The 17,937-nt window shown below is 65.4% G+C and carries 14 protein-coding genes and 1 pseudogene; 4 read left to right on the top strand and 11 right to left on the bottom strand.

The window, feature by feature from the left end; all coding sequences use genetic code 11:
* Positions 1–347 precede the first annotated feature (347 nt).
* The 5 genes and pseudogenes from HNR05_RS08990 to HNR05_RS09010 form a co-directional block, all read right to left on the bottom strand.
* Positions 348–2,129 carry a proline--tRNA ligase gene (locus HNR05_RS08990; protein ID WP_179578703.1) on the bottom strand — a complete coding sequence of 594 codons (1,782 nt, stop codon included), beginning with the start codon at positions 2,127–2,129 and terminating at the stop codon, positions 348–350.
* 110 nt (positions 2,130–2,239) lie between these two features.
* Positions 2,240–3,400 (bottom strand): flavodoxin-dependent (E)-4-hydroxy-3-methylbut-2-enyl-diphosphate synthase, encoded by a 1,161-nt coding sequence (ispG, locus tag HNR05_RS08995; RefSeq protein WP_179578704.1) that lies wholly within the window; start codon positions 3,398–3,400, stop codon positions 2,240–2,242.
* A gap of 47 nt (positions 3,401–3,447) precedes the next feature.
* A pseudogene (locus HNR05_RS09000) lies at positions 3,448–4,380 on the bottom strand (alpha/beta hydrolase); the annotation flags it as partial.
* Positions 4,381–4,392: 12 nt separating this feature from the next.
* Positions 4,393–5,259: an alpha/beta fold hydrolase gene (locus HNR05_RS09005; protein WP_179578706.1), complete on the bottom strand. Its 867-nt coding sequence runs from the start codon at positions 5,257–5,259 to the stop codon at positions 4,393–4,395.
* Complete coding sequence (locus tag HNR05_RS09010; RefSeq protein ID WP_179578707.1) at positions 5,256–6,002, bottom strand: 3-hydroxybutyrate dehydrogenase; 747 nt, start codon at positions 6,000–6,002, stop codon at positions 5,256–5,258. Before HNR05_RS09010 ends, HNR05_RS09005 begins: the two co-directional genes overlap by 4 nt.
* 157 nt (positions 6,003–6,159) lie before the next feature.
* Between HNR05_RS09010 and HNR05_RS09015 the strand changes: the two genes are divergently transcribed.
* On the top strand, positions 6,160–7,344 hold the full coding sequence (locus HNR05_RS09015) for an acetyl-CoA C-acetyltransferase (RefSeq protein ID WP_179578708.1): 1,185 nt from the start codon (positions 6,160–6,162) through the stop codon (positions 7,342–7,344).
* Between the two features lie 11 nt (positions 7,345–7,355).
* Here HNR05_RS09015 and HNR05_RS09020 read toward each other — a convergent pair whose 3' ends face one another.
* From HNR05_RS09020 to HNR05_RS09035, 4 genes are all read right to left on the bottom strand, one after another.
* Complete coding sequence (locus HNR05_RS09020; protein ID WP_218868855.1) at positions 7,356–7,742, bottom strand: SHOCT domain-containing protein; 387 nt, start codon at positions 7,740–7,742, stop codon at positions 7,356–7,358.
* 160 nt (positions 7,743–7,902) lie between these two features.
* Positions 7,903–8,607, bottom strand: a complete 705-nt coding sequence (locus HNR05_RS09025; protein ID WP_343062534.1) for a response regulator — start codon at positions 8,605–8,607, stop codon at positions 7,903–7,905.
* Positions 8,604–9,836: a sensor histidine kinase gene (locus HNR05_RS09030; RefSeq protein WP_179578709.1), complete on the bottom strand. Its 1,233-nt coding sequence runs from the start codon at positions 9,834–9,836 to the stop codon at positions 8,604–8,606. Before HNR05_RS09030 ends, HNR05_RS09025 begins: the two co-directional genes overlap by 4 nt.
* Before the next feature lie 48 nt (positions 9,837–9,884).
* Positions 9,885–11,261, bottom strand: coding sequence for a M50 family metallopeptidase (locus HNR05_RS09035; protein WP_343062535.1), 1,377 nt, complete (start codon positions 11,259–11,261; stop codon positions 9,885–9,887).
* 186 nt (positions 11,262–11,447) lie between these two features.
* On the opposite strand from HNR05_RS09035, the gene HNR05_RS09040 reads away from it, so the two are divergent.
* Complete coding sequence (locus tag HNR05_RS09040; RefSeq protein ID WP_179578710.1) at positions 11,448–12,380, top strand: NAD-dependent epimerase/dehydratase family protein; 933 nt, start codon at positions 11,448–11,450, stop codon at positions 12,378–12,380.
* Here HNR05_RS09040 and dxr read toward each other — a convergent pair.
* A complete protein-coding gene (gene dxr, locus HNR05_RS09045; RefSeq protein WP_179578711.1) occupies positions 12,364–13,446 on the bottom strand; it encodes a 1-deoxy-D-xylulose-5-phosphate reductoisomerase in 1,083 nt (360 codons plus the stop codon). The two genes, HNR05_RS09040 and dxr, sit on opposite strands and share 17 nt — an antisense overlap.
* Before the next feature lie 80 nt (positions 13,447–13,526).
* On the opposite strand from dxr, the gene HNR05_RS09050 reads away from it, so the two are divergent.
* Both HNR05_RS09050 and HNR05_RS09055 read left to right on the top strand, forming a co-directional pair.
* A complete protein-coding gene (locus HNR05_RS09050) occupies positions 13,527–14,291 on the top strand; it encodes a lysophospholipid acyltransferase family protein (protein WP_425485077.1) in 765 nt (254 codons plus the stop codon).
* A gap of 60 nt (positions 14,292–14,351) precedes the next feature.
* Positions 14,352–15,590, top strand: a complete 1,239-nt coding sequence (locus HNR05_RS09055; protein ID WP_179578712.1) for an LCP family protein — start codon at positions 14,352–14,354, stop codon at positions 15,588–15,590.
* A gap of 116 nt (positions 15,591–15,706) precedes the next feature.
* Here HNR05_RS09055 and HNR05_RS09060 read toward each other — a convergent pair whose 3' ends face one another.
* Positions 15,707–17,380, bottom strand: a complete 1,674-nt coding sequence (locus HNR05_RS09060) for an HNH endonuclease signature motif containing protein (RefSeq protein WP_179578713.1) — start codon at positions 17,378–17,380, stop codon at positions 15,707–15,709.
* Between the last annotated feature and the right edge of the window lie 557 nt (positions 17,381–17,937).

Here is a 17,937-nt window from a genome sequence, read left to right on the forward strand (position 1 = left end):
GATCAATTTGCCGGCAGCATCAACCGGGGTCATCGAGGTCTTGAACGGCTTGGCTTCTCGGCTTGGCTCTGCGACTTCGCGGGCGCCTCGGCCTCAGCTGTACTGGAACAGTCGAGGCCGAGGCCCAGTAACCCGACGGCCCTAATCGCGACTGCCGCGAGCGTGTGATCGAACTAACTGCATGTTTCTCCCCAATCAAATAGAACGGTCTGATCAAGCCGAGGCAGCTGTCACGACCGATATTCACCAGTTCTGAGGGGCATTTTTAACGCAGAACCGCAGTTGTCGTCACCCTCCCTCTCGGAAGCGACCACAACTGCGGTGTGTAGTGCGGAGTACGGGGTCAGCTAACCGAGGCGCGCCGCGACATCGGCGACGGCGACCTGCTCGCGCTCACCCGTCTTGCGGTCCCAGAACTCGACGATGCCGTCGGCCGCACCGCGGCCCACGATCACGAGGTTCGGGATGCCGATCAGTTCGGCGTCGCCGAACTTCACGCCGGGCGACACCTTGCGGCGGTCGTCGTAGAGCACCTCACGGCCGGTGGCCTCGATCGCGGCGACGACGATCTCTGACACGTCAAAGACAACCTCGTCGCGGCCGGTCGCGATCACCTGCACGTCGAACGGCGAGACGGCCTCGGGCCAGATCAGGCCCTTAGCGTCGTTGTTGAGCTCAGCAATCACGGCCAGAGCGCGGGTCACGCCGATGCCGTAGGAACCCATCGTGACGGTCACAAGCTTGCCGTTCTCATCGAGCACCTTGAGGCCCAGAGCCTCGGCATACTTGCGGCCGAGCTGGAAAACGTGGCCAATCTCCATGCCCCGAGCGAGCTCGACCGGACCGGAGCCGTCGGGGGCAGGGTCGCCGGCACGAACCTCGGCGGCTTCGACAGTGCCATCCGGCTGGAAGTCACGACCGGCGACGAGGCCGAAGACGTGCTTTCCGTGCACATTGGCACCGGTGATCCAGCCGGTACCGTCGACGACCCGCGGGTCGACGAGAAAACGGATACCGGTGGTGGATTCTTCCCCGAGCACGGCGCCGTCTGCAGACCACGGGCCGATGTAGCCCTTGACCAGGCCGGGGTGGCCGTCGAGCTTGTCGAGACGCGCGAAGTCGGCTTCGTTCGCCGGTTCGACCTCGGCCGGCCCGAAGGCAACCTCGACGCGCTTCATGTCGACCTCACGGTCACCGGGCAGACCCACGACAACCAGCTCGCGGCTGCCATCGGGGTGCGTCAGCGCGAGTACGACGTTCTTGAGCGTGTCCGCAGCGGTCCAGGAGCGTCCGTCCGGGCGCGGATGAGCGCTGTTGGCCCGCTCCACGAGCGCCTCAATGGTCGCGGAATCCGGAGTGTCAAGCACCTCGGCCGGGGTCAGCTTCTCGGAGCTGCGCGTCGGCGGGGCGACCGTCGTGAACGCTTCGACGTTGGCGGCGTAACCGCCAGCCGAGCGCACGAAGGTGTCTTCGCCGACGGGCGTGGGGTGCAGGAACTCTTCGCTCTTCGAGCCGCCCATGGCGCCGGCATCCGCCTTGACGATTACGTATTCGAGGCCGAGACGCGTGAAGATGCGCTCGTAGGCGTCGCGCTGCGCCTGGTAGCTGGCGTCGAGACCCGCGTCGGTGTGGTCGAAGGAGTAGGCATCCTTCATGGTGAACTCGCGGCCGCGCAGCAGGCCCCCGCGTGAGCGGGCCTCGTCGCGGTACTTGTCCTGGATCTGGTAGATCGACAGGGGAAGATCTTTGTAGCTGTTGTAGAGGTCTTTCACCAGCAGGGTGAAAGCCTCCTCATGGGTGGGCGCCAGCAGCATGTCACTGCCCTTACGGTCCTTGACCCGAAACAGGGCGTCGCCGTATTCTTCCCAGCGTCCGGTGACCTCATAGGGTTCGCGCGGCAGCAGCGCCGGGAAGTGCACTTCGTGGGCGCCGGCAGCGGCCATCTCTTCACGGATGATCGCCTCGATCTTGCCCTTGACCCTCAGGCCAAGCGGCAGCCACGCGAAAATGCCCGGGGCCTGGCGACGGATGTAACCGGCCCGCACGAGCAGGCGGTGGCTGGTCACCTCGGCGTCGGAGGGGTCTTCGCGAAGGGTACGGAGGAAGTAGTTAGAGAGGCGTGTAGGCACGGGATCTACTTTAGACCCGGGTCATGAACGTGTCGGCCGGCCACGGTCTCGACACGCTCGACCAACGGGGTCGGGTCTCGACACGCTCGACCAACGGGACGTTGTTCGAACTACTTCGCGCCCACCGTCACCATCGGCGAGCCCGTCGACGTCTCGCTGGCCGGCATCTCCGCGGCGAGCCGATTGGCTTCTTCGATCAGCGTCGCCACGATCTCAGACTCCGGAACGGTCTTGATAACCTGCCCCTTCACGAAAATCTGTCCCTTTCCGTTTCCGGATGCCACGCCGAGGTCAGCTTCGCGCGCCTCGCCGGGCCCGTTCACGACGCAACCCATCACAGCGACGCGCAGCGGAACCGTCATGCCCTCGAGGCCGTCGGTCACGTCATTGGCGAGCTTGTAGACATCGACTTGGGCGCGCCCGCAGCTCGGGCACGAGACGATTTCGAGCTTGCGCTCACGCAGGTTGAGCGACTGCAGAATCTGCAGGCCCACCTTGATCTCTTCGACCGGCGGAGCCGACAGCGAGACGCGAATGGTGTCGCCGATGCCCTCGGAGAGCAGGATGCCAAAGGCCGTCGCGCTCTTAATCGTGCCCTGGAACGACGGGCCGGCCTCGGTCACACCGAGGTGCAACGGCCAGTCGCCGCGCTCGGCGAGCAGACGATAGGCCTTGACCATGACGATCGGGTCGTTGTGCTTGACCGAGATCTTGAAGTCGTGGAAGTCGTGTTCTTCGAACAGGCTCGCCTCCCAGACCGCACTCTCGACGAGAGCCTCCGCAGTGGCCTTGCCGTACTTCTGCAGGAGGGTCGGCTCGAGAGATCCAGCGTTCACGCCGATGCGGAGCGACACGTTCGCGGCCTTCGCGGCCGCGGCGATCTTTCCGACCTGATCGTCGAACTTACGAATGTTGCCCGGGTTCACACGCACGGCGGCACAGCCGGCGTCGATGGCCGCGAAGACATAGTTCGGCTGAAAGTGGATGTCGGCGATGACCGGGATCTGGCTCTTCTTGGCGATGATCGGCAGGGCCTCGGCATCGTCCCGGCTGGGCACGGCAACGCGCACGATATCGCAGCCGGATGCCGTCAGCTCGGCAATCTGCTGCAGTGTCGCGTTAATGTTCGTCGTCGGAGTCGTCGTCATCGATTGAACGCTGATCTGCGCGTTTCCACCGACCAGCACCTTGCCCACCTTGATCTGGCGCGAGACGCGACGGGGAGCAAGGATCTCGGGGACTTTGGGCATTCCCAAATTGATAGCAGCCACAGAGTCAGCTTACGCGTCCGTCACCCGGGCAAGCTGAACCTTCGCCGTCAGGCGCCGTGCCGCAGCTGTTCGGTGAGAGCCTCGACGAACCGTTCGGGATGCTCCAGATGCGGTGAATGCCCGCAGTCGTCGAATACCAGTTCACTGGCCCGCCCGCCAGTGTCTCGAGACGCGTCGAGCACAGCACGAGTCTGCGCGATCATCGGTTGTGGCGGGGCCACCTCGGCGCCGGGCCAGCCGGGGATCACCCCCAGCTGCCCGAGATAGTTGAGGTCGAAGAACGAGGTGTCAGACACAATCACGTCGTCGGCACCATGCACCCAGAGGATGGGCGGCTTCTGGGCCAGGTCGACGATGCCACTCACGTTGAAATAGCCGGGCGCCATGGTGTTCAGCACCCCGCTCGTCCCGGCTGCGAAACCGGGCCAGCTTTCGGACGAAACCGAGGTTCCCGGGTAGTTTCCCTCCCCCGTCTTCGTCGTGAGCATCGAGTGCACCCAGAGATCGTCACGGTCGGACGCGAACGGCGGCTTGACGTACGCCGTCTGATAGACGGTGCGGGGTGACGTCTGCTCGTCGGCGGTCAGATCGCCGGCGTGCAGCCGCGCCACGAAGTCGGGGTTCGCCCCGCCTGCGCCCGTGCCGGCGTCGTCGTCGGTGAGCCGACGCCCGTCTGCCCCGACGGTGCCGCCGAAACCGAACGGCGAGACGGGGGCGACAAGCGTCGCGCTGGTAACGGCATCCGGGTGATCGAGCAGGTACTGCAGCACGACGCCCGCCCCCATACTCCAGCCCACGATATGCGCCCGCGACACGCCGAGTGCGTCTAGTGCGTCGAGTACCGCCCTAACGTCGTCGGCATAGTCGCGCAACCCACGCGTCGCATCCACCGGCAGTGTCTCTGAGCTGCCGAAACCACGCAGGTCGATGGCGAGCGCACTCACCTCCGTGGGCAGAGCGAGCATGGTCGGCTGCCAGAACCAGGGGCGGTGTTAGTGCGAAATTCGTGCGGTCACGATGGCCGCGACCTGCGACGCACCGTGCTCAGACATGATGCTCGTGTAGTGATTCACGTCGTCGATGGCATGCACGGTGAGACTCGGGATGAGCGAGGCGTACTCCGAAACGATGACGGGACTGTAGAGCGCCGTCGGTTCGTTGAGCAGGCCGCGTGGGGCCCAGAGGAAGTCGATGGGGAGGCTCAGCGCGGTGAGCGCCTCACGGTAGCCGCCATCGCCGTTCAACTCCATGATATTTTCGGCGACGGCCTCGATCGGCGTCGCGGCGGTCAGGAGCGGCTCCTCGCCGTCGAGGTCGTAATCGACGTAGGCTTCGACATCCGCCGACCAGTCGCCCGCGAATGCCGGGTGGGCTTTCCAGAATTCTCGGTAGGCCGCTCGGGTCGCGAAGGTCTGCCGGAGCCGGTCGGCCGCCGGGCCCAGCAACGCCAGCGGGTCGCCTCCCGCAGCTCGAGGAATCGGGAGCCCTCCGTCGATGAGAGTGAGCGATGAGACGCGGTCCGGATGCCGATGCGCCAGCCAGACGCCCACGAACGCGCCCATCGAATGGCCGAGGATCGGCGCGCGCTCGATCTCACGAGCATCCATCATCGCCACCACATCGTCGGCCAGACGGGGCAGATTCCACGGGCCGGGCAGCGTGTTGCTGCGCCCGCGACCGCGGAGGTCAGGGGCGACGACCCGGATGCCGTTCAGCGCCCGTGCGACGAAGGGCCAGCTCAGGTGCGTGGCCGTGATGCCGTGGATGGCGACGACGGTCGGCGAACCTGCCGGGTCCCAGATCCCGCCGGCCAGCATCCCACCGGTCACCGGAACCCGGAATGCGCGAGCATCAGTCATCGTGCCGTCCACCCTCCATCGATCACGTGGCTGGCGCCGGTCACCATTCCGGCGTGCGGACCGGCCAGCCAGAGCGCGAGTGCCGCGACTTCGTCGGGTTCCACCAACCTCTTGATCACGCTCTCGGCCAGCATGATCTTCTCGACGACATCTTCCTCGCTCATCCTGTGGATTCGGGCTTGGTCGGGAAGCTGGGCTTCGACCAACGCCGTGCGTACGTAGGTGGGGTTGATGCAGTTGCTGGTCACACCGTGCGGACCACCTTCGAGAGCGGTCACCTTCGAGAGCCCTTCGAGACCATGCTTCGCCGCGACATAGGCTGATTTGAACGGGGAAGCGCGCAGTCCATGCACGCTGGAAATGTTGATGATCCGGCCGAAGCCGCGCTCATACATTCCGGGAAGCGAAGCACGGATCAGCAGGAACGGCGCCTCAAGCATGATGCGCAGCATGAGGGCGAACCGGTCGGGGTCGAACTCGTGGATCGGGCTCACATGTTGAATGCCGGCATTGTTGACCAGAATGTCGCAGTGCAGCGTGAGGTCGTGCAGCGCTTCGGTGTCGGACAGGTCAACCGGCCAGACCGAGCCCCCGAGTTCCGTGGCGAGCGCTTCGGCTTTCGCGACGTTCATGTCGGCGATCGTCACGTGGGCACCGGCGGCCTGGAATGCGCGGGCACAGGCTTCTCCGATGCCGCTGACTCCCCCCGTGATGAGCGCTGTTCGTCCCTGTAATTGCGACATCCGCAGTCCCTCTCTTCACCTCGGTGGATCCTCAGCGCCCGCCAGGCGGGTCCTCCCCGGTGGTCGAAATTATGACGACTCCGGGAACAGCGGGGTGCGTGAAACCTATGATGGAAAGATCCGGGCCGTCAAGGGGCGGACGGACGAAGGAGTCACCATGAACAGCACCGATGTTGTGATTCTCGGGGGCTCCCGCACCCCACACGGGCGCGTCAACGGCCAACTCGCGTCGCTCACCGCCGTGCAGCTCGGTGCCGCGGCGATCGCCGGAGCGCTGGCTCGCACGGGTGTCGCCGCCGGTCAGGTCGACGCCGTTCTAATGGGGCAGGTTCTGCAGGCCGGCTGCGGGCAGAATCCGGCCCGCCAAAGCGCAATCGCCGCCGACATCCCGTGGAATGTGCCGGCGATGACGCTCAACAAGGTCTGCCTCTCTGGTCTGGCTGCGATAGTGGATGCCGCCCGACTGATTCGTCTTGGCGAGGCGAGCGTCGTCGTTGCCGGCGGCCAGGAGTCGATGTCGCAGGCACCGCATTTGCTTCCGGGTTCCCGCCAAGGCTGGCCCTATGGCAGTGTCACCGCCCTCGACCACGCCGCGTACGACGGGTTGACGGATGCCTTCGACGGCCTCTCCATGGGGCTCTCCACCGAGCAGATCAATGGCCGTCTTGGCATCAACCGCCTCGAGCAAGACGCTCTCGCCGCCGCCTCGCACCAGCGCGCCGCCGCCGCGCAAGCCGCGGGCTTGTTCGACGGTGAGATCACGCCACTCAGCGTGCCGCAGCGAAAGGGCGAGCCGGTGCTGCTCACCACCGATGAGGGGGTGCGCGGTGACAGTACCGTCGACACTCTTGCGCGCCTGCGGTCGGCGTTCGCGCCGCATGGCACGATCACGGCCGGCAATTCCTCACCGTTGTCAGATGGGGCATCCGCCGTCGTGGTCACCAGTCGGGCGTGGGCCGAGGAGCACGGCCTGCCCTGGCTGGCTATCGTCGAGGCATCCGGCGAGGTGGCCGGCCCCGATAATTCACTGCATTCGCAGCCGTCGAACGCCATCGCCCAGGCGCTGGATCGCGCCGGCTGGACGGCGGCCGAGCTGGATCTGATCGAGATCAACGAGGCGTTCGCCGCCGTCGCACTGCAGTCGAGCGCGGACCTGGGGGTGAGCGCGGAGCGCGTCAACATTCATGGTGGGGCCATTGCGATCGGGCATCCGATCGGCGCCTCTGGTGCCCGCCTGGCCTTGCATGCTGCACTCGAACTCTCCCGGCGCGGCAGCGGAAAGGCCGCCGTCTCGCTGTGTGGCGGCGGCGGCCAAGGTGAGGCGCTCTTGCTCTCGCGTTAGGCGACGCTGCCCTACCGCTGCGGCGGGCTGGGCGGCTGAGGTCGGTTCGCACGGAGCACCTCGAGGCGCGCGCGGTACTCGACTTCGTCGATGTCGCCCTGCGCAAACCGCTCGGCCAGCGTCTTCTCGGCGCTGGAGCCGGCCTCGTCATATGCGTCCCCGTGCGGGTGCGGGCCGTAGTAGCCGGCGTCTGGTCCCCGCAGCTGCGAGCCGTGGCGCCAGCGGCGCCCAAAAATGGCGACCAGAATCACGACGACAAGAATCCAGAACAGCGGGAAGAGTAGGAAAAGCCAGCCTGGCCCACCGCCCCACCCCCAGCCCCAGCCGTAACCGGGATGCGCGAGAAACGCCGGAGCTGTGTTGAATACTGCGGTGCTGAAAACTGCGGTGCTGATCATGGGGGTCCACTCTCCGTGAGGCTCGGCCACTCGATACCCTCAGCGTCGCCTCTCCGACGCGCGCGCGAATCCGCCCACGGGAGTCACTTCGACTACACCAGCGGGTGCAGACCGGCAGCAAACGGGTCGGGAGCGAACGGTCCGAGAGCGAACGGGTCGATCACAGCCCCGGGCTGACCAGCCCGGTCTCTGCGGCGATGATCACCAGCTGCACACGATCGCGAGCGCCCAGCTTCGACATGATGCGCGACACGTGGGTCTTCGCGGTGAGCGGACTGAGAAACAGCCGCAGCCCGATCTCCGTATTCGTCAGCCCCCGCCCGACCAAACCGAGAACTTCGCGTTCCCGTTCGGTCAACGCGGCGAGTGAGGTCGCCTCACGGCTGTCTGCAAGACTCACCGCCATCCGTTCGAGCAGCCGCCGCGTTACGCTCGGCGAGAGCAACCCGTCGCCCGCCGCCACGACGCGAACCGCCCGAATCAGTTCGGTCGGCTCGGTGTCTTTGACAAGAAAGCCGCTGGCGCCTGCTCGAATGGCATGGGCAACGTACTCATCAAACTCGAATGTCGTCACGATCACGATGTGTGTGCCGGAAAGGAGCGGGTTCTGTACGATCTGTTCGGTCGCCCACAAGCCGTCGCCGTCCGGCATGCGGATGTCCATGAGCACGACGTCGGGGCGATGTCGCGTCACGAGCTCAACGGCCAGCTTCCCCGTGCCGGCTTCGGCGACGACCTCGATGTCGGGCACCGATTCGAGCAGGGCCCGAAAGCCCGCGCGAATGAGCTGTTGATCGTCGGCGATCACGACTCTGATCGGGCCCGTCCGGCCAGCGGCATCCGCCTGATTCAGTGGGGTACTCACCGCGTCGCTCGCAACGGAATTCTGGCCTCGATCTGAAAGCCACCGTCCGCATCGGCTGCATAGCGCAGGCTTCCCCCGAGAAGCTCGGCCCGTTCACGCATGCCGAGCAGCCCGCCGCCGGGAGTCAGGGCGCCCCGCACCGGGGTACCGATGTCACTCACCGTAAGCAGATAGCCGCCCCGGTCGATCGCAAGGTAGACGGATGCCTCGCGCGCACCCGAATGCCGCAGCACGTTCGTCAGAGCTTCCTGGCAGATGCGGTAGAGCGCGAGTTGCGTGGCCGCCGGAGCCGCCGACTCCGCCTCGAGAGCGTTGAGGCAGTGCACCGCAATGCCCTGGGCTTGAAACGTCTCGAACAGTGCGGGCAGCCCGGCAAGATCTGGTTCGGGCGACAGTGGCGCCGTGCCTTCGCCATCTGCGCGCAGAATTCCCAACACCATCCGCACCTCATCGAGCGCATTCTTGCTCGTCGCTTTGATACTCGCGAGTGCTTCCGCCGCCTTCTCTGGCTGAGCGTCAATGAGGTGCAAACCCACGCTGGCCTGCACGTTGATCTGCGACAGCGAGTGCCCGAGCACATCGTGGAGTTCGCGGGCGATACGAACCCGTTCGCGCTGTTCCGCGTCGACCCGACGGGCCTGGGCGGATCTGCGCACGGTTTGAAAATGCTCGCGGCGCACCCGGATGAGCTCGCCGATGCCCATCATCAGCGCCAGGGCCAGAGTGGTAAAAGCAATTCGAAGCGGATGCAGGTTCACGCCGATCAGCGACGCGGTGGCGATGGTGAGTACCCAGGCGACCGCGACCGCACTGTAGACCCAGAGCCGGGCGCCACGCACGATGCCGAGGACGATCGCGAAGGCGAGGGCGAGGTTCGGGGCGGAGATGTCCGGGCGCACAAGAAGCAGTCCCGCTGCGGCGAGCGCAGCCAGGGCCACGACAGGGCCGGGAAAGCGCCGTGCACCGATCAGCGCGAGCGGGCCGAGCAGGGCGAAGCCCACGGCGGCGAGTCCCTCCGTCCGGTCTGAGAAGTGCCAAGCGAGAAAGATCACAGTTGGAACTTGAACCAGGAACGACAGCACGACCGGTAGCCACAGCACCACAATGGCCGGAATGCGCGGGCCGGTGGATCCCGGATTCCCGGGGCCCCACTGCCCGGGCTGGGCCGGCGGGCGGTGCCGAGCGCGATCCTGCCACGCGGCATCGGAGTAGGCCCAGGGTGGTGGCATGTACCGATGGTACGACCACGCGCTGGGCGTGGCATCCACCCCGCTCGGCTAGCCGAAGATATTGATGGGTTTCACGAGGTCGGCATAAATGAGCAGCAGACTCATCCCGCCGAGCACGATCACCACGGCAAAGGTCAGCGGCATGAGCTTCGCCATGTCGACGGGGCTCGGCTTCGGGCGACGGAATAGTTTTGCATACGAACGACGGAGCCCGTCCCAGAGCGCCCCGGCGATGTGGCCACCATCGAGCGGCATGAGCGGCACCAGGTTGAAGACGAACAAAGCGATGTTCAGTGACGCAAGGAGCCCGAGCATGCTGGCGATCTTGCTGGCCACCGGGATGGTGTCGATGCTGACGATTTCACCCGCGATGCGCCCGACGCCGACGACGCTGATTGGGCCGTTGGGATCGCGCTCCCCCGGGCCGAATGCCGCGGTGGCGACGTCGACGAGACGCGACGGCAGGTTGACGATCATGTGCACGACACCGCCGATGTTCTCCCCGACCTGGGGCAGCACTGCGGAGGCGGGCTGCTGTACGAGTTCGCTGGCCGGGCCGATTCCGACAAAGCCGACATCGCTGGTTTCGGCAACACCCGACGCGTTCTTGACGACCTTACCCGACGCATCCGTTACATAGCGTTCGGTCAGCTTCGGAGTGATCGTGAGAGTCTGCATGGTTCCGTCGCGCTCGACGACGACCGAGAGCGGTGTACCGGGGGCATTACGGATGAGGTCGGTCGACTGGTTCCAGCTCGTGATGACGGTGCCGTCGATGCTGACAAGACGATCGCCGGGAGTGAGGCCCGCGGCGGCACCCGGAGCCTTTTCGGCGTTGGCAGTGCAGGTCTGGCTGGTCGCAGTGGCGGGAAGCACACAGGCGGAGACACTCCCGACCGTCGTGCTGGCCTGGGCGGTGCCGAAGCCCATCAAGAGCACGGCGAAAAGCACGACGGCGATCACGAGGTTCATGAACGGGCCGCCGAACATGATGATGATGCGCTTCCAGACCGCCAGCTGGTAGAAGGCGCGGTGCTCCTCGCCCTCGCCGATGGTGTCGGCACTCGCCTGGCGGGCGTCGTCGGCCAGCGTCGCGAGCGCGCCCTGTTTAACCGTCTGTTCGCCCTCTTGCACGAGTTGGTTGAAGAATCCGGTGCTTGCGTCGCGCGCGGCATGGCCGGCCGTGGGCGGGAACATCCCGATCATCGAGATGTAACCGCCGAGTGGAATGGCCTTGATGCCGTATTCGGTCTCGCCCTTGCGCTTCGACCACAGTGTGGGGCCGAAGCCGATCATGTATTGAGTGACTTTCACCCCAAAAAGCTTGGCGGGCAGCAGGTGCCCGACCTCGTGGAGGCCGATCGACACGGCGAGACCGACGACGATGACAGCGACGCCCAAAATAAACAACAGCACAGAATCCACAGGCTCAGAGTAGCGGCCTCTAGCTGCGAGGCGGCTGGCGGTTTCCTTGGTGCGCCCGATGCGACCGGCTGGCGCGCTTACCGAGCACGGTCAGGTGGGCGCGCCCGCTCCGCCGGCGCCACCGAAAGGCTGTTGGTATCGCCGCTTCAGCGCATAGAGTGTCGCTACCCAGCGGAGAGGATGACCATGACAGAGCATCTCGTTGTCGGCGCAGGAATGATCGGCCGACCGGTTGCCGAGCGTCTCGCCGCACGCGGCGACAGCGTGACGGTCGCAACTCGATCTGGTTCCTCCGTCACCAGCGCCCGGCCCCTCTCTCTGGACGCCTCGGATGCGACGGAGTTCAGCCGGGCGGCCGAGGGTGCTGCGACGATCTTCCTCTGCACGAATCCGTCGTACACGAAGTGGGCGACCGAGTGGCCGCCGATATTCGCGGCAGCCGTCACCGCGGCATCCGCAACGGGTGCCCGCCTCGTCACGATGGGCAACCTCTACTCCTACGGTTCGCCAAGCGGACCGATGACCGAGCACTCCGCCGAAACAACCACAGAGAAGAAGGGCCTGATTCGGAAAGCCGGTTGGGCGCTCGCCCATGCGGCTACCGAACGTGGTGAGATCACGGCGGTCGAGGTGCGGGCCAGCGACTACTTCGGGCCCGGCTCTGTCGGAGCCGCGCATCTGGGCACGGCCTTCTTCACCGCCATCCTCGCGTCACGGACTGCGCGCGGTGTCGGCTCTTCTGCGTTACCACACAGCTGGAGCTATCTGCCCGACATCGCGTCGACACTGATCGCCGCGGCCGACTATACGGGCGAGTGGGGCCGCATCTGGCATGTTCCGAGCGCCACCTGGAGCCGCAACCAGATCGTCGATCAACTGAATTCCCGCTACGGAACCCACGGAAAATCGGCGGACTATCCGCAGTGGGTCCTGCGCAGTCTCGGTGTGTTCAGCCCGATGATGCGGGAGGTCTGGGCGTCGAGTTACCAATTGACCGTGCCGTACGTGATCGACGCCACCGAGACGGAGCGCATGCTCGGTGTGCATGCGACGCCGTGGGACGAGGCGCTGGCCACGACCGCCGACAGCTATCGGGCAGCAATCAGCCCGCTGCGATGAGCTTGTCAGCGGCTGCCCGTGCCCAGACCTCGGCCGCGGCCAGGGATTCCAAGCTCAGTGCGCCGTCGAGCTCGTGCGACTCGACCACCCGCTGCACCGTGTCGACGATAGAGAGGAACGACAGCCGTCCGGCATGGAATGCGGCGACGGCTTGCTCGTTTGCGGCGTTGAACACCGCCGGATAGGTGCCGCCGGCCCGACCGACGAGCTTGGCCAACTTCACCGCGGGGAATGCGCTCTCGTCGAGGGGCTCGAAGCTCCAGTTCTGAGCGGTGGTCCAGTCGATCGGTCGACCGACCCCGCCGACGCGATGCGGCCAGTCGAGGCCGAGCGAAATCGGCAGACGCATGTCGGGCGGCGAAGCTTGAGCGATCGTCGATCCGTCGACGAATTCGACCATCGAGTGCACCACCGATTGCGGGTGCACCACGACGTCAATGCGGTCGTACTCCACGTTGAACAGCAGGTGCGCCTCGATCACCTCCAGCCCCTTATTGACCAGCGTCGCCGAGTTCGTTGTGACGACGAGGCCCATGTCCCAGGTGGGGTGCGCCAGTGCCTCGGCGGGGCTCACATTCGCAAGTTGGTCACGGTTACGGCCACGAAATGGGCCACCGGATGCCGTGAGGACAAGTCTGCGCACCTCGGACGCGGTGCCAGAGCGGAGTGCTTGGGCGATGGCGGAATGTTCAGAATCAACGGGCACGATCTGGCCCGGCGACGCCAACGATTTCACCAGATCGCCGCCGACGATGAGTGACTCCTTGTTGGCGAGGGCCAACCTGCGCCCCGCCTTCAGCGCGGCGAGGGTCGGGCCGAGTCCGACCGAGCCCGTGATTCCGTTGAGCACGACGTCGGCCTCGACATCCCGAACCAACTGTTCTGCTTCGGTAGCGCCCAGCGCGGTGTTCTCGACCTGGAACTCGGCAGCTTGCTCGTCGAGCAGGTCGCGATTGCGCCCGGCTGACAGACCGACAACGTCGAACCGGGTCGGATTGGCCTTGATCACGTCGAGGGCTTGAGTGCCGATGGAGCCGGTCGATCCGAGGATGATTACTCTCTGCATATTCCCAATGCTAGGCCGGATATCGCGCTTTCTGCCGCCCCATGCCAACTGCGGCATACAACCAGGGGTAATGTCGATGCGTGACAAGTGACGCCGAACCTGATGCAGAACCCACCCCGACCAAGCGACCAGGCTTCGTCTATTTTCTCGGTTACGGCATCATGGCTCCCGTCGCGCGACTGGTTTTTCGCCCCACGATCACGGGGCGGGAGAACATTCCGAAGACGGGTCCAGTCATTCTGGCCAGCAACCACCTGGCGTTCGTCGACAGCCTGGTGATCCCGCTTACCGCACCGCGCCGTGTTCAGTTTCTGGCCAAGAACACCTATTTCACGGGCACCGGTCTGAAGGGCTGGGTATCTCGCACATTCTTCACCTCGATCGGCGCAGTCGGCGTTGAACGTGGAGCCGGACAGGCCGCGCAGGACGCCCTCGATGCAGGACGACGCATCCTCGAATCAGACAGCGCTTTCGCGATCTACCCCGAGGGCACCCGCTCACTCGATGGCCGCCTCTACAAGGGGCGCACTGGAGTGGCTTGGCTCGCGTTGACCACCGGTGCCGTCGTCGTTCCGGTCGGGCTGATCGGCACGCAAGAGATCCAGCCAACCGGGAGCAAGGGCATCCGTGTGCGCAAGATCACCGTCAATTTCGGTACTCCCATCGACGTGAGCGTGCACGGTTCGGCCGAGTCCGGCAAGGCCCGGCGCCTTGCCACCGACCAGATCATGGCTGCGATCCATGAATTGTCCAAGCAGGAGCTCGCTGGTGTCTACAACGAAGCGCCGCCGTCTGGCACACTGCACAAACTTGCGGACAGGGTTTTCCCGAGAGAACGCCGCTAGTACCGCATTTCAGACGAAATTTGCCCCAGCCAGGCGATCTGCCTCGCTAGGGTCAACTGCATGACTGCACGCCATCAGAAAATCGCGTCCTCGTGGCACGCCCAAGGTATCCCGGTTCTGAAATTCGTGGCGCTCGCGCTCAGTGTCGTATTGGTGAGTGGAGCTGGGATAGCCTCGATTGCTTTCTGGAAGCTCAGCAACGCAGTTGCCCACAATGCCGTCGATATTTCCAACGGAAAGGGCGGCGCTGTCCCCCCGCCCCCACACATCGGCAGTTTCGACGGCGGTTTCAATATTCTGGCCGTCGGAGCCGACAACGCTCCCGGGCAAGCGTACGAGGCCGAGCGCGGCGACGGCACCCTGAATGACGTGAACATTCTGCTCCACGTCGCGGCCGACCATCAGAGCGCCGTCGCCCTCAGCCTGCCGCGTGACCTCGTCATCCCTCAGCCCGCATGCGTCGATGCGGCAACGGGTGAGGAATTCAGTGCGGTGTCGGCTCAGCCGCTCAACAGCGCGTATTCGCGCGGCGGCCTGGGCTGCGTCGTGTCGACCGTTGAAGAGCTCACCGGGCTTTCGATTCCCTATGCAGCAACGTTCACGTTTGCGGGCACCATTGCGATGAGCGACGCAGTCGGAGGTGTACCGATCTGCCTCAACGCCGCGGTCAAGGATGATGCGTCCGGGCTTGATCTACCCGCCGGCACCAGTGTGGTCTCCGGACAACAGGCTCTGTCGTATCTTCGCGCTCGGGAAAGAATCGGCGATGGCAGCGATCTCTCCCGCATCTCATCGCAGCAGGCCTACATGTCCTCACTCATGCGTGTGATGAAGAGCAGCAAGACACTCACCGACCCGGCGAAAGTGCTCGGCCTGGCTACGGCTGCCTCCGAAAACGTGAGCCTGTCGACCTCGTTGGCCCATCTCAGCACCATGGCGAGCATGGCAATCACTCTGAAGGATCTCGATCTGTCACGGCTCGTCTTCGTGCAGTATCCCTCGGTCGAGGATCCCGACAACAAAAACAAGATCATTCCAAACGACGATCTGGCCGTCGTGCTCCTAGCGAAGATCCAGACCGATCAGCCCTTCGCCCTCGGCGACGGCGCCCTCGGTAATGAGGTCATCCTTGATCCGGCCGCAACGACGATCGATGCGGCAACGAACCCGGCCCCGACTGGCGAGCCGGAAACAGTGCAGCCGGGGGCAGCCCCCACTCCCGTGGCCCCCGAGATCATCGGTGGCCTGCGCGGCCAGACGGCAGCCCAGCAGACCTGCTCGGTGGCCTACCACTACTAGCGCCATGGTTAGGGGGCACTGTCGTTGCTAGCGCCATCGCGGCAGGTCAGTCCCGGCAGGTCAGTCCCGGCAGGCCAGTCGCGGCGCGTCAGTCGCAGCGGATCAGTCGCGGCGGTTCAGTCGCGGCGGTGGGTGTCGGTGCGGTGGCGGTTGGCGTCGCGCCAGGTGCGGCTCGGGTCGATCCAGGCCGGGGCTTTGACCTGGGGTCGGCCGTTGACCATGAGGATCTCCCAGCCGGACGTTTCGATGGTGTGATGATGTCGCCAACACAACGCCACACCATTGTCGACTTCAGTGACGCCGCCTTTACTCCAGGGGATCACGTGATGAAACTCGAGCCACTGTGCGGGGGCATCGCAGCCGGGAACGCCGCAGCCGCCATCGCGGGCGAGGATCGCCCGGCGTTGGGCACGGTTGAACAGTCGTTGCGGATCGGTCAGCGTCAGAACCTCACCGTTCGCACCGAACAGAACCGCTTGAGTACCTCCGGCACACATCATCTGATCGACCGTGCGAAGCGAGATGGGGGCGTCGACGCCGTCGATCCAGCCGACACCGCGACCGGCTTCAATATCGTTCACGTTCACATGCACCACCACCGTCGGCGGTGCACCACCAATGCTGGGAGTGCTGTCGGCCTGGGCCAACTGGGTGAACATGCCGCGCAGAATATCGGCCCGCTTCTCACCGGCCGTACGGGTGTCGACGTCATCGAACTCATGCCCGGCCGACCCGGGAAGAGGCGCCTCAGCTGAGGCTGAACCCTGACCGTGGTCGTCATGGTCGTGGTCGTGGTCATCGCGTTCGTGGTCACGGTCGTCGTGCTCGCGGTCGCGCTCGTCGTTCAAGTCGTGTCCGTCGGGACCGTCGTGAGAATCCTGCTCGGCGCGGTCGTCGTGCTCGGAACGGTCGTCGCGTGCCTGGTCGCGGGCTTGTTCGGCGGCGGTCGGGAACGCGGGGGTTTTGCGGGCGGCGATGAATGCGTCGAAGGTGAGGTTCATGATTCCGTACAGATCGGGAGTGACACCGCCTCGCACCGGGTAGATGCCGTCTTTGAAGCGGCCGAAACTGATCGTGCTCGTCGCCTCACCCTCGACCTCGTTTGGTGCGACCCCGTCGGGGTCCAGCGCCGCCTGCCACTGCAACATCTGCACCCGCATCGAGTCCGCCGAGAACGCAAAGCCCGCGCCCGGCTCACCCTCATTCTCGGCCGTGATCGTGCCCGTCGCCGCAGACACCAGAGCGCGTTCCGCAGCCGCAAGATCATCGGGTGCGACGCGCGGGGAGATCTCGGCCAGACCGGACATGATCACCTCCGCCGCATCCACCCCCAGCAAGCCCGAAGCGACCGCGGCACCCACCGTGGGGAACAGTGCGGGGATGATCGTGCCGACGTGTTGGGTGTCCCGCATTCGCAGGCCGAGGGCGCTGCGCCGTTTCGCTTCCCGGCCGGAAATGCGGGTGATCCGGGTGATCAGGTCGATGCCACTGTTGCAGCCCCGCTTCGCCGCCAGGGAGTCACGGCCCAGCCACCGGCCGGAGCGTTCCTCGACCGTCGCCGCCACAGCCACCCGGCCCGCATCAACAAGCCGGCCGACACCCTCGAACGCACCGAGCACACCGAGCAGGTCGTCGTCGGTGAACGCCTCGGGGCTGACCGTGCCGAGCCCGGCCCACAGTGCCTGCATCTGTTCGAGCACCGCCAGCACCATGGCCGCGGTCGGTGCCGACGCACCCGAGGCGGGTGTCGGCTCCGGGGCGGAGACGGGGGGTGGGAGGGTGATTGACATAGCTCTATTCTCCCAAAGAACGAACATGATTACGAGCTTTTCTCAGTATCGGTGCATAACTTCTCGAAGCTGTGTCTGTGGAGGGATCGAGAACTTGAACCGGTCGAGACCACGGTCTACGGTCTCGAGGTTGGCTTACGGGATCTCGACAGGCTCGATCAGCGGAAGGGGTGCGGGCTCGAGCGCTGAACCGTGGGTCGAGCTTGTCGAGACCACGGTCCACGGTCTCGAGGCTGGCTCACGGGATCTCGACAGGCTCGATCAGCGGGAGGGGGCCGATCAGCGGGAGGGGTGCGGGTCGATCACCGAACCGTCGGTCGAGCTTCTCGAGACCACGGTCCACGGTCTCGAGGCTGGCTCACGGGATCTCGACAGGCTCGATCAGCGGGAGGGGGTCGATCAACGGGAAGGCTCGATCAGCGGGAGGGGGTCGAGCAACGGGAGGGGTGCAGGTCGATCACCGAACCGTCGGTCGAGCTTGTCGAGACCACGCGCCGCGTCTCGAGGGTAGGTCACGGGATCTCGACAGGCTCGATCAGCGGGAGGGGCTCCATCAA

The organism is Leifsonia psychrotolerans (genome assembly GCF_013410665.1).
Lineage (GTDB): Bacteria > Actinomycetota > Actinomycetes > Actinomycetales > Microbacteriaceae > Cryobacterium > Cryobacterium psychrotolerans_A.

What these genes read in the sequence shown, in the direction of transcription:
- HNR05_RS09005 (WP_179578706.1), bottom strand. Translation starts at nt 5,259, where the DNA reads ATGACTGATGCTCGCGCATTCCGGGTTCCGGTGACCGGTGGGATGCTG.
- HNR05_RS09010 (WP_179578707.1), bottom strand. Translation starts at nt 6,002, where the DNA reads ATGTCGCAATTACAGGGACGAACAGCGCTCATCACGGGGGGAGTCAGC.
- HNR05_RS09015 (WP_179578708.1), top strand. Translation starts at nt 6,160, where the DNA reads ATGAACAGCACCGATGTTGTGATTCTCGGGGGCTCCCGCACCCCACAC.
- HNR05_RS09020 (WP_218868855.1), bottom strand. Translation starts at nt 7,742, where the DNA reads ATGATCAGCACCGCAGTTTTCAGCACCGCAGTATTCAACACAGCTCCG.
- HNR05_RS09030 (WP_179578709.1), bottom strand. Translation starts at nt 9,836, where the DNA reads ATGCCACCACCCTGGGCCTACTCCGATGCCGCGTGGCAGGATCGCGCT.
- HNR05_RS09040 (WP_179578710.1), top strand. Translation starts at nt 11,448, where the DNA reads ATGACAGAGCATCTCGTTGTCGGCGCAGGAATGATCGGCCGACCGGTT.
- dxr (WP_179578711.1), bottom strand. Translation starts at nt 13,446, where the DNA reads ATGCAGAGAGTAATCATCCTCGGATCGACCGGCTCCATCGGCACTCAA.
- HNR05_RS09055 (WP_179578712.1), top strand. Translation starts at nt 14,352, where the DNA reads ATGACTGCACGCCATCAGAAAATCGCGTCCTCGTGGCACGCCCAAGGT.
- HNR05_RS09060 (WP_179578713.1), bottom strand. Translation starts at nt 17,380, where the DNA reads ATGTCAATCACCCTCCCACCCCCCGTCTCCGCCCCGGAGCCGACACCC.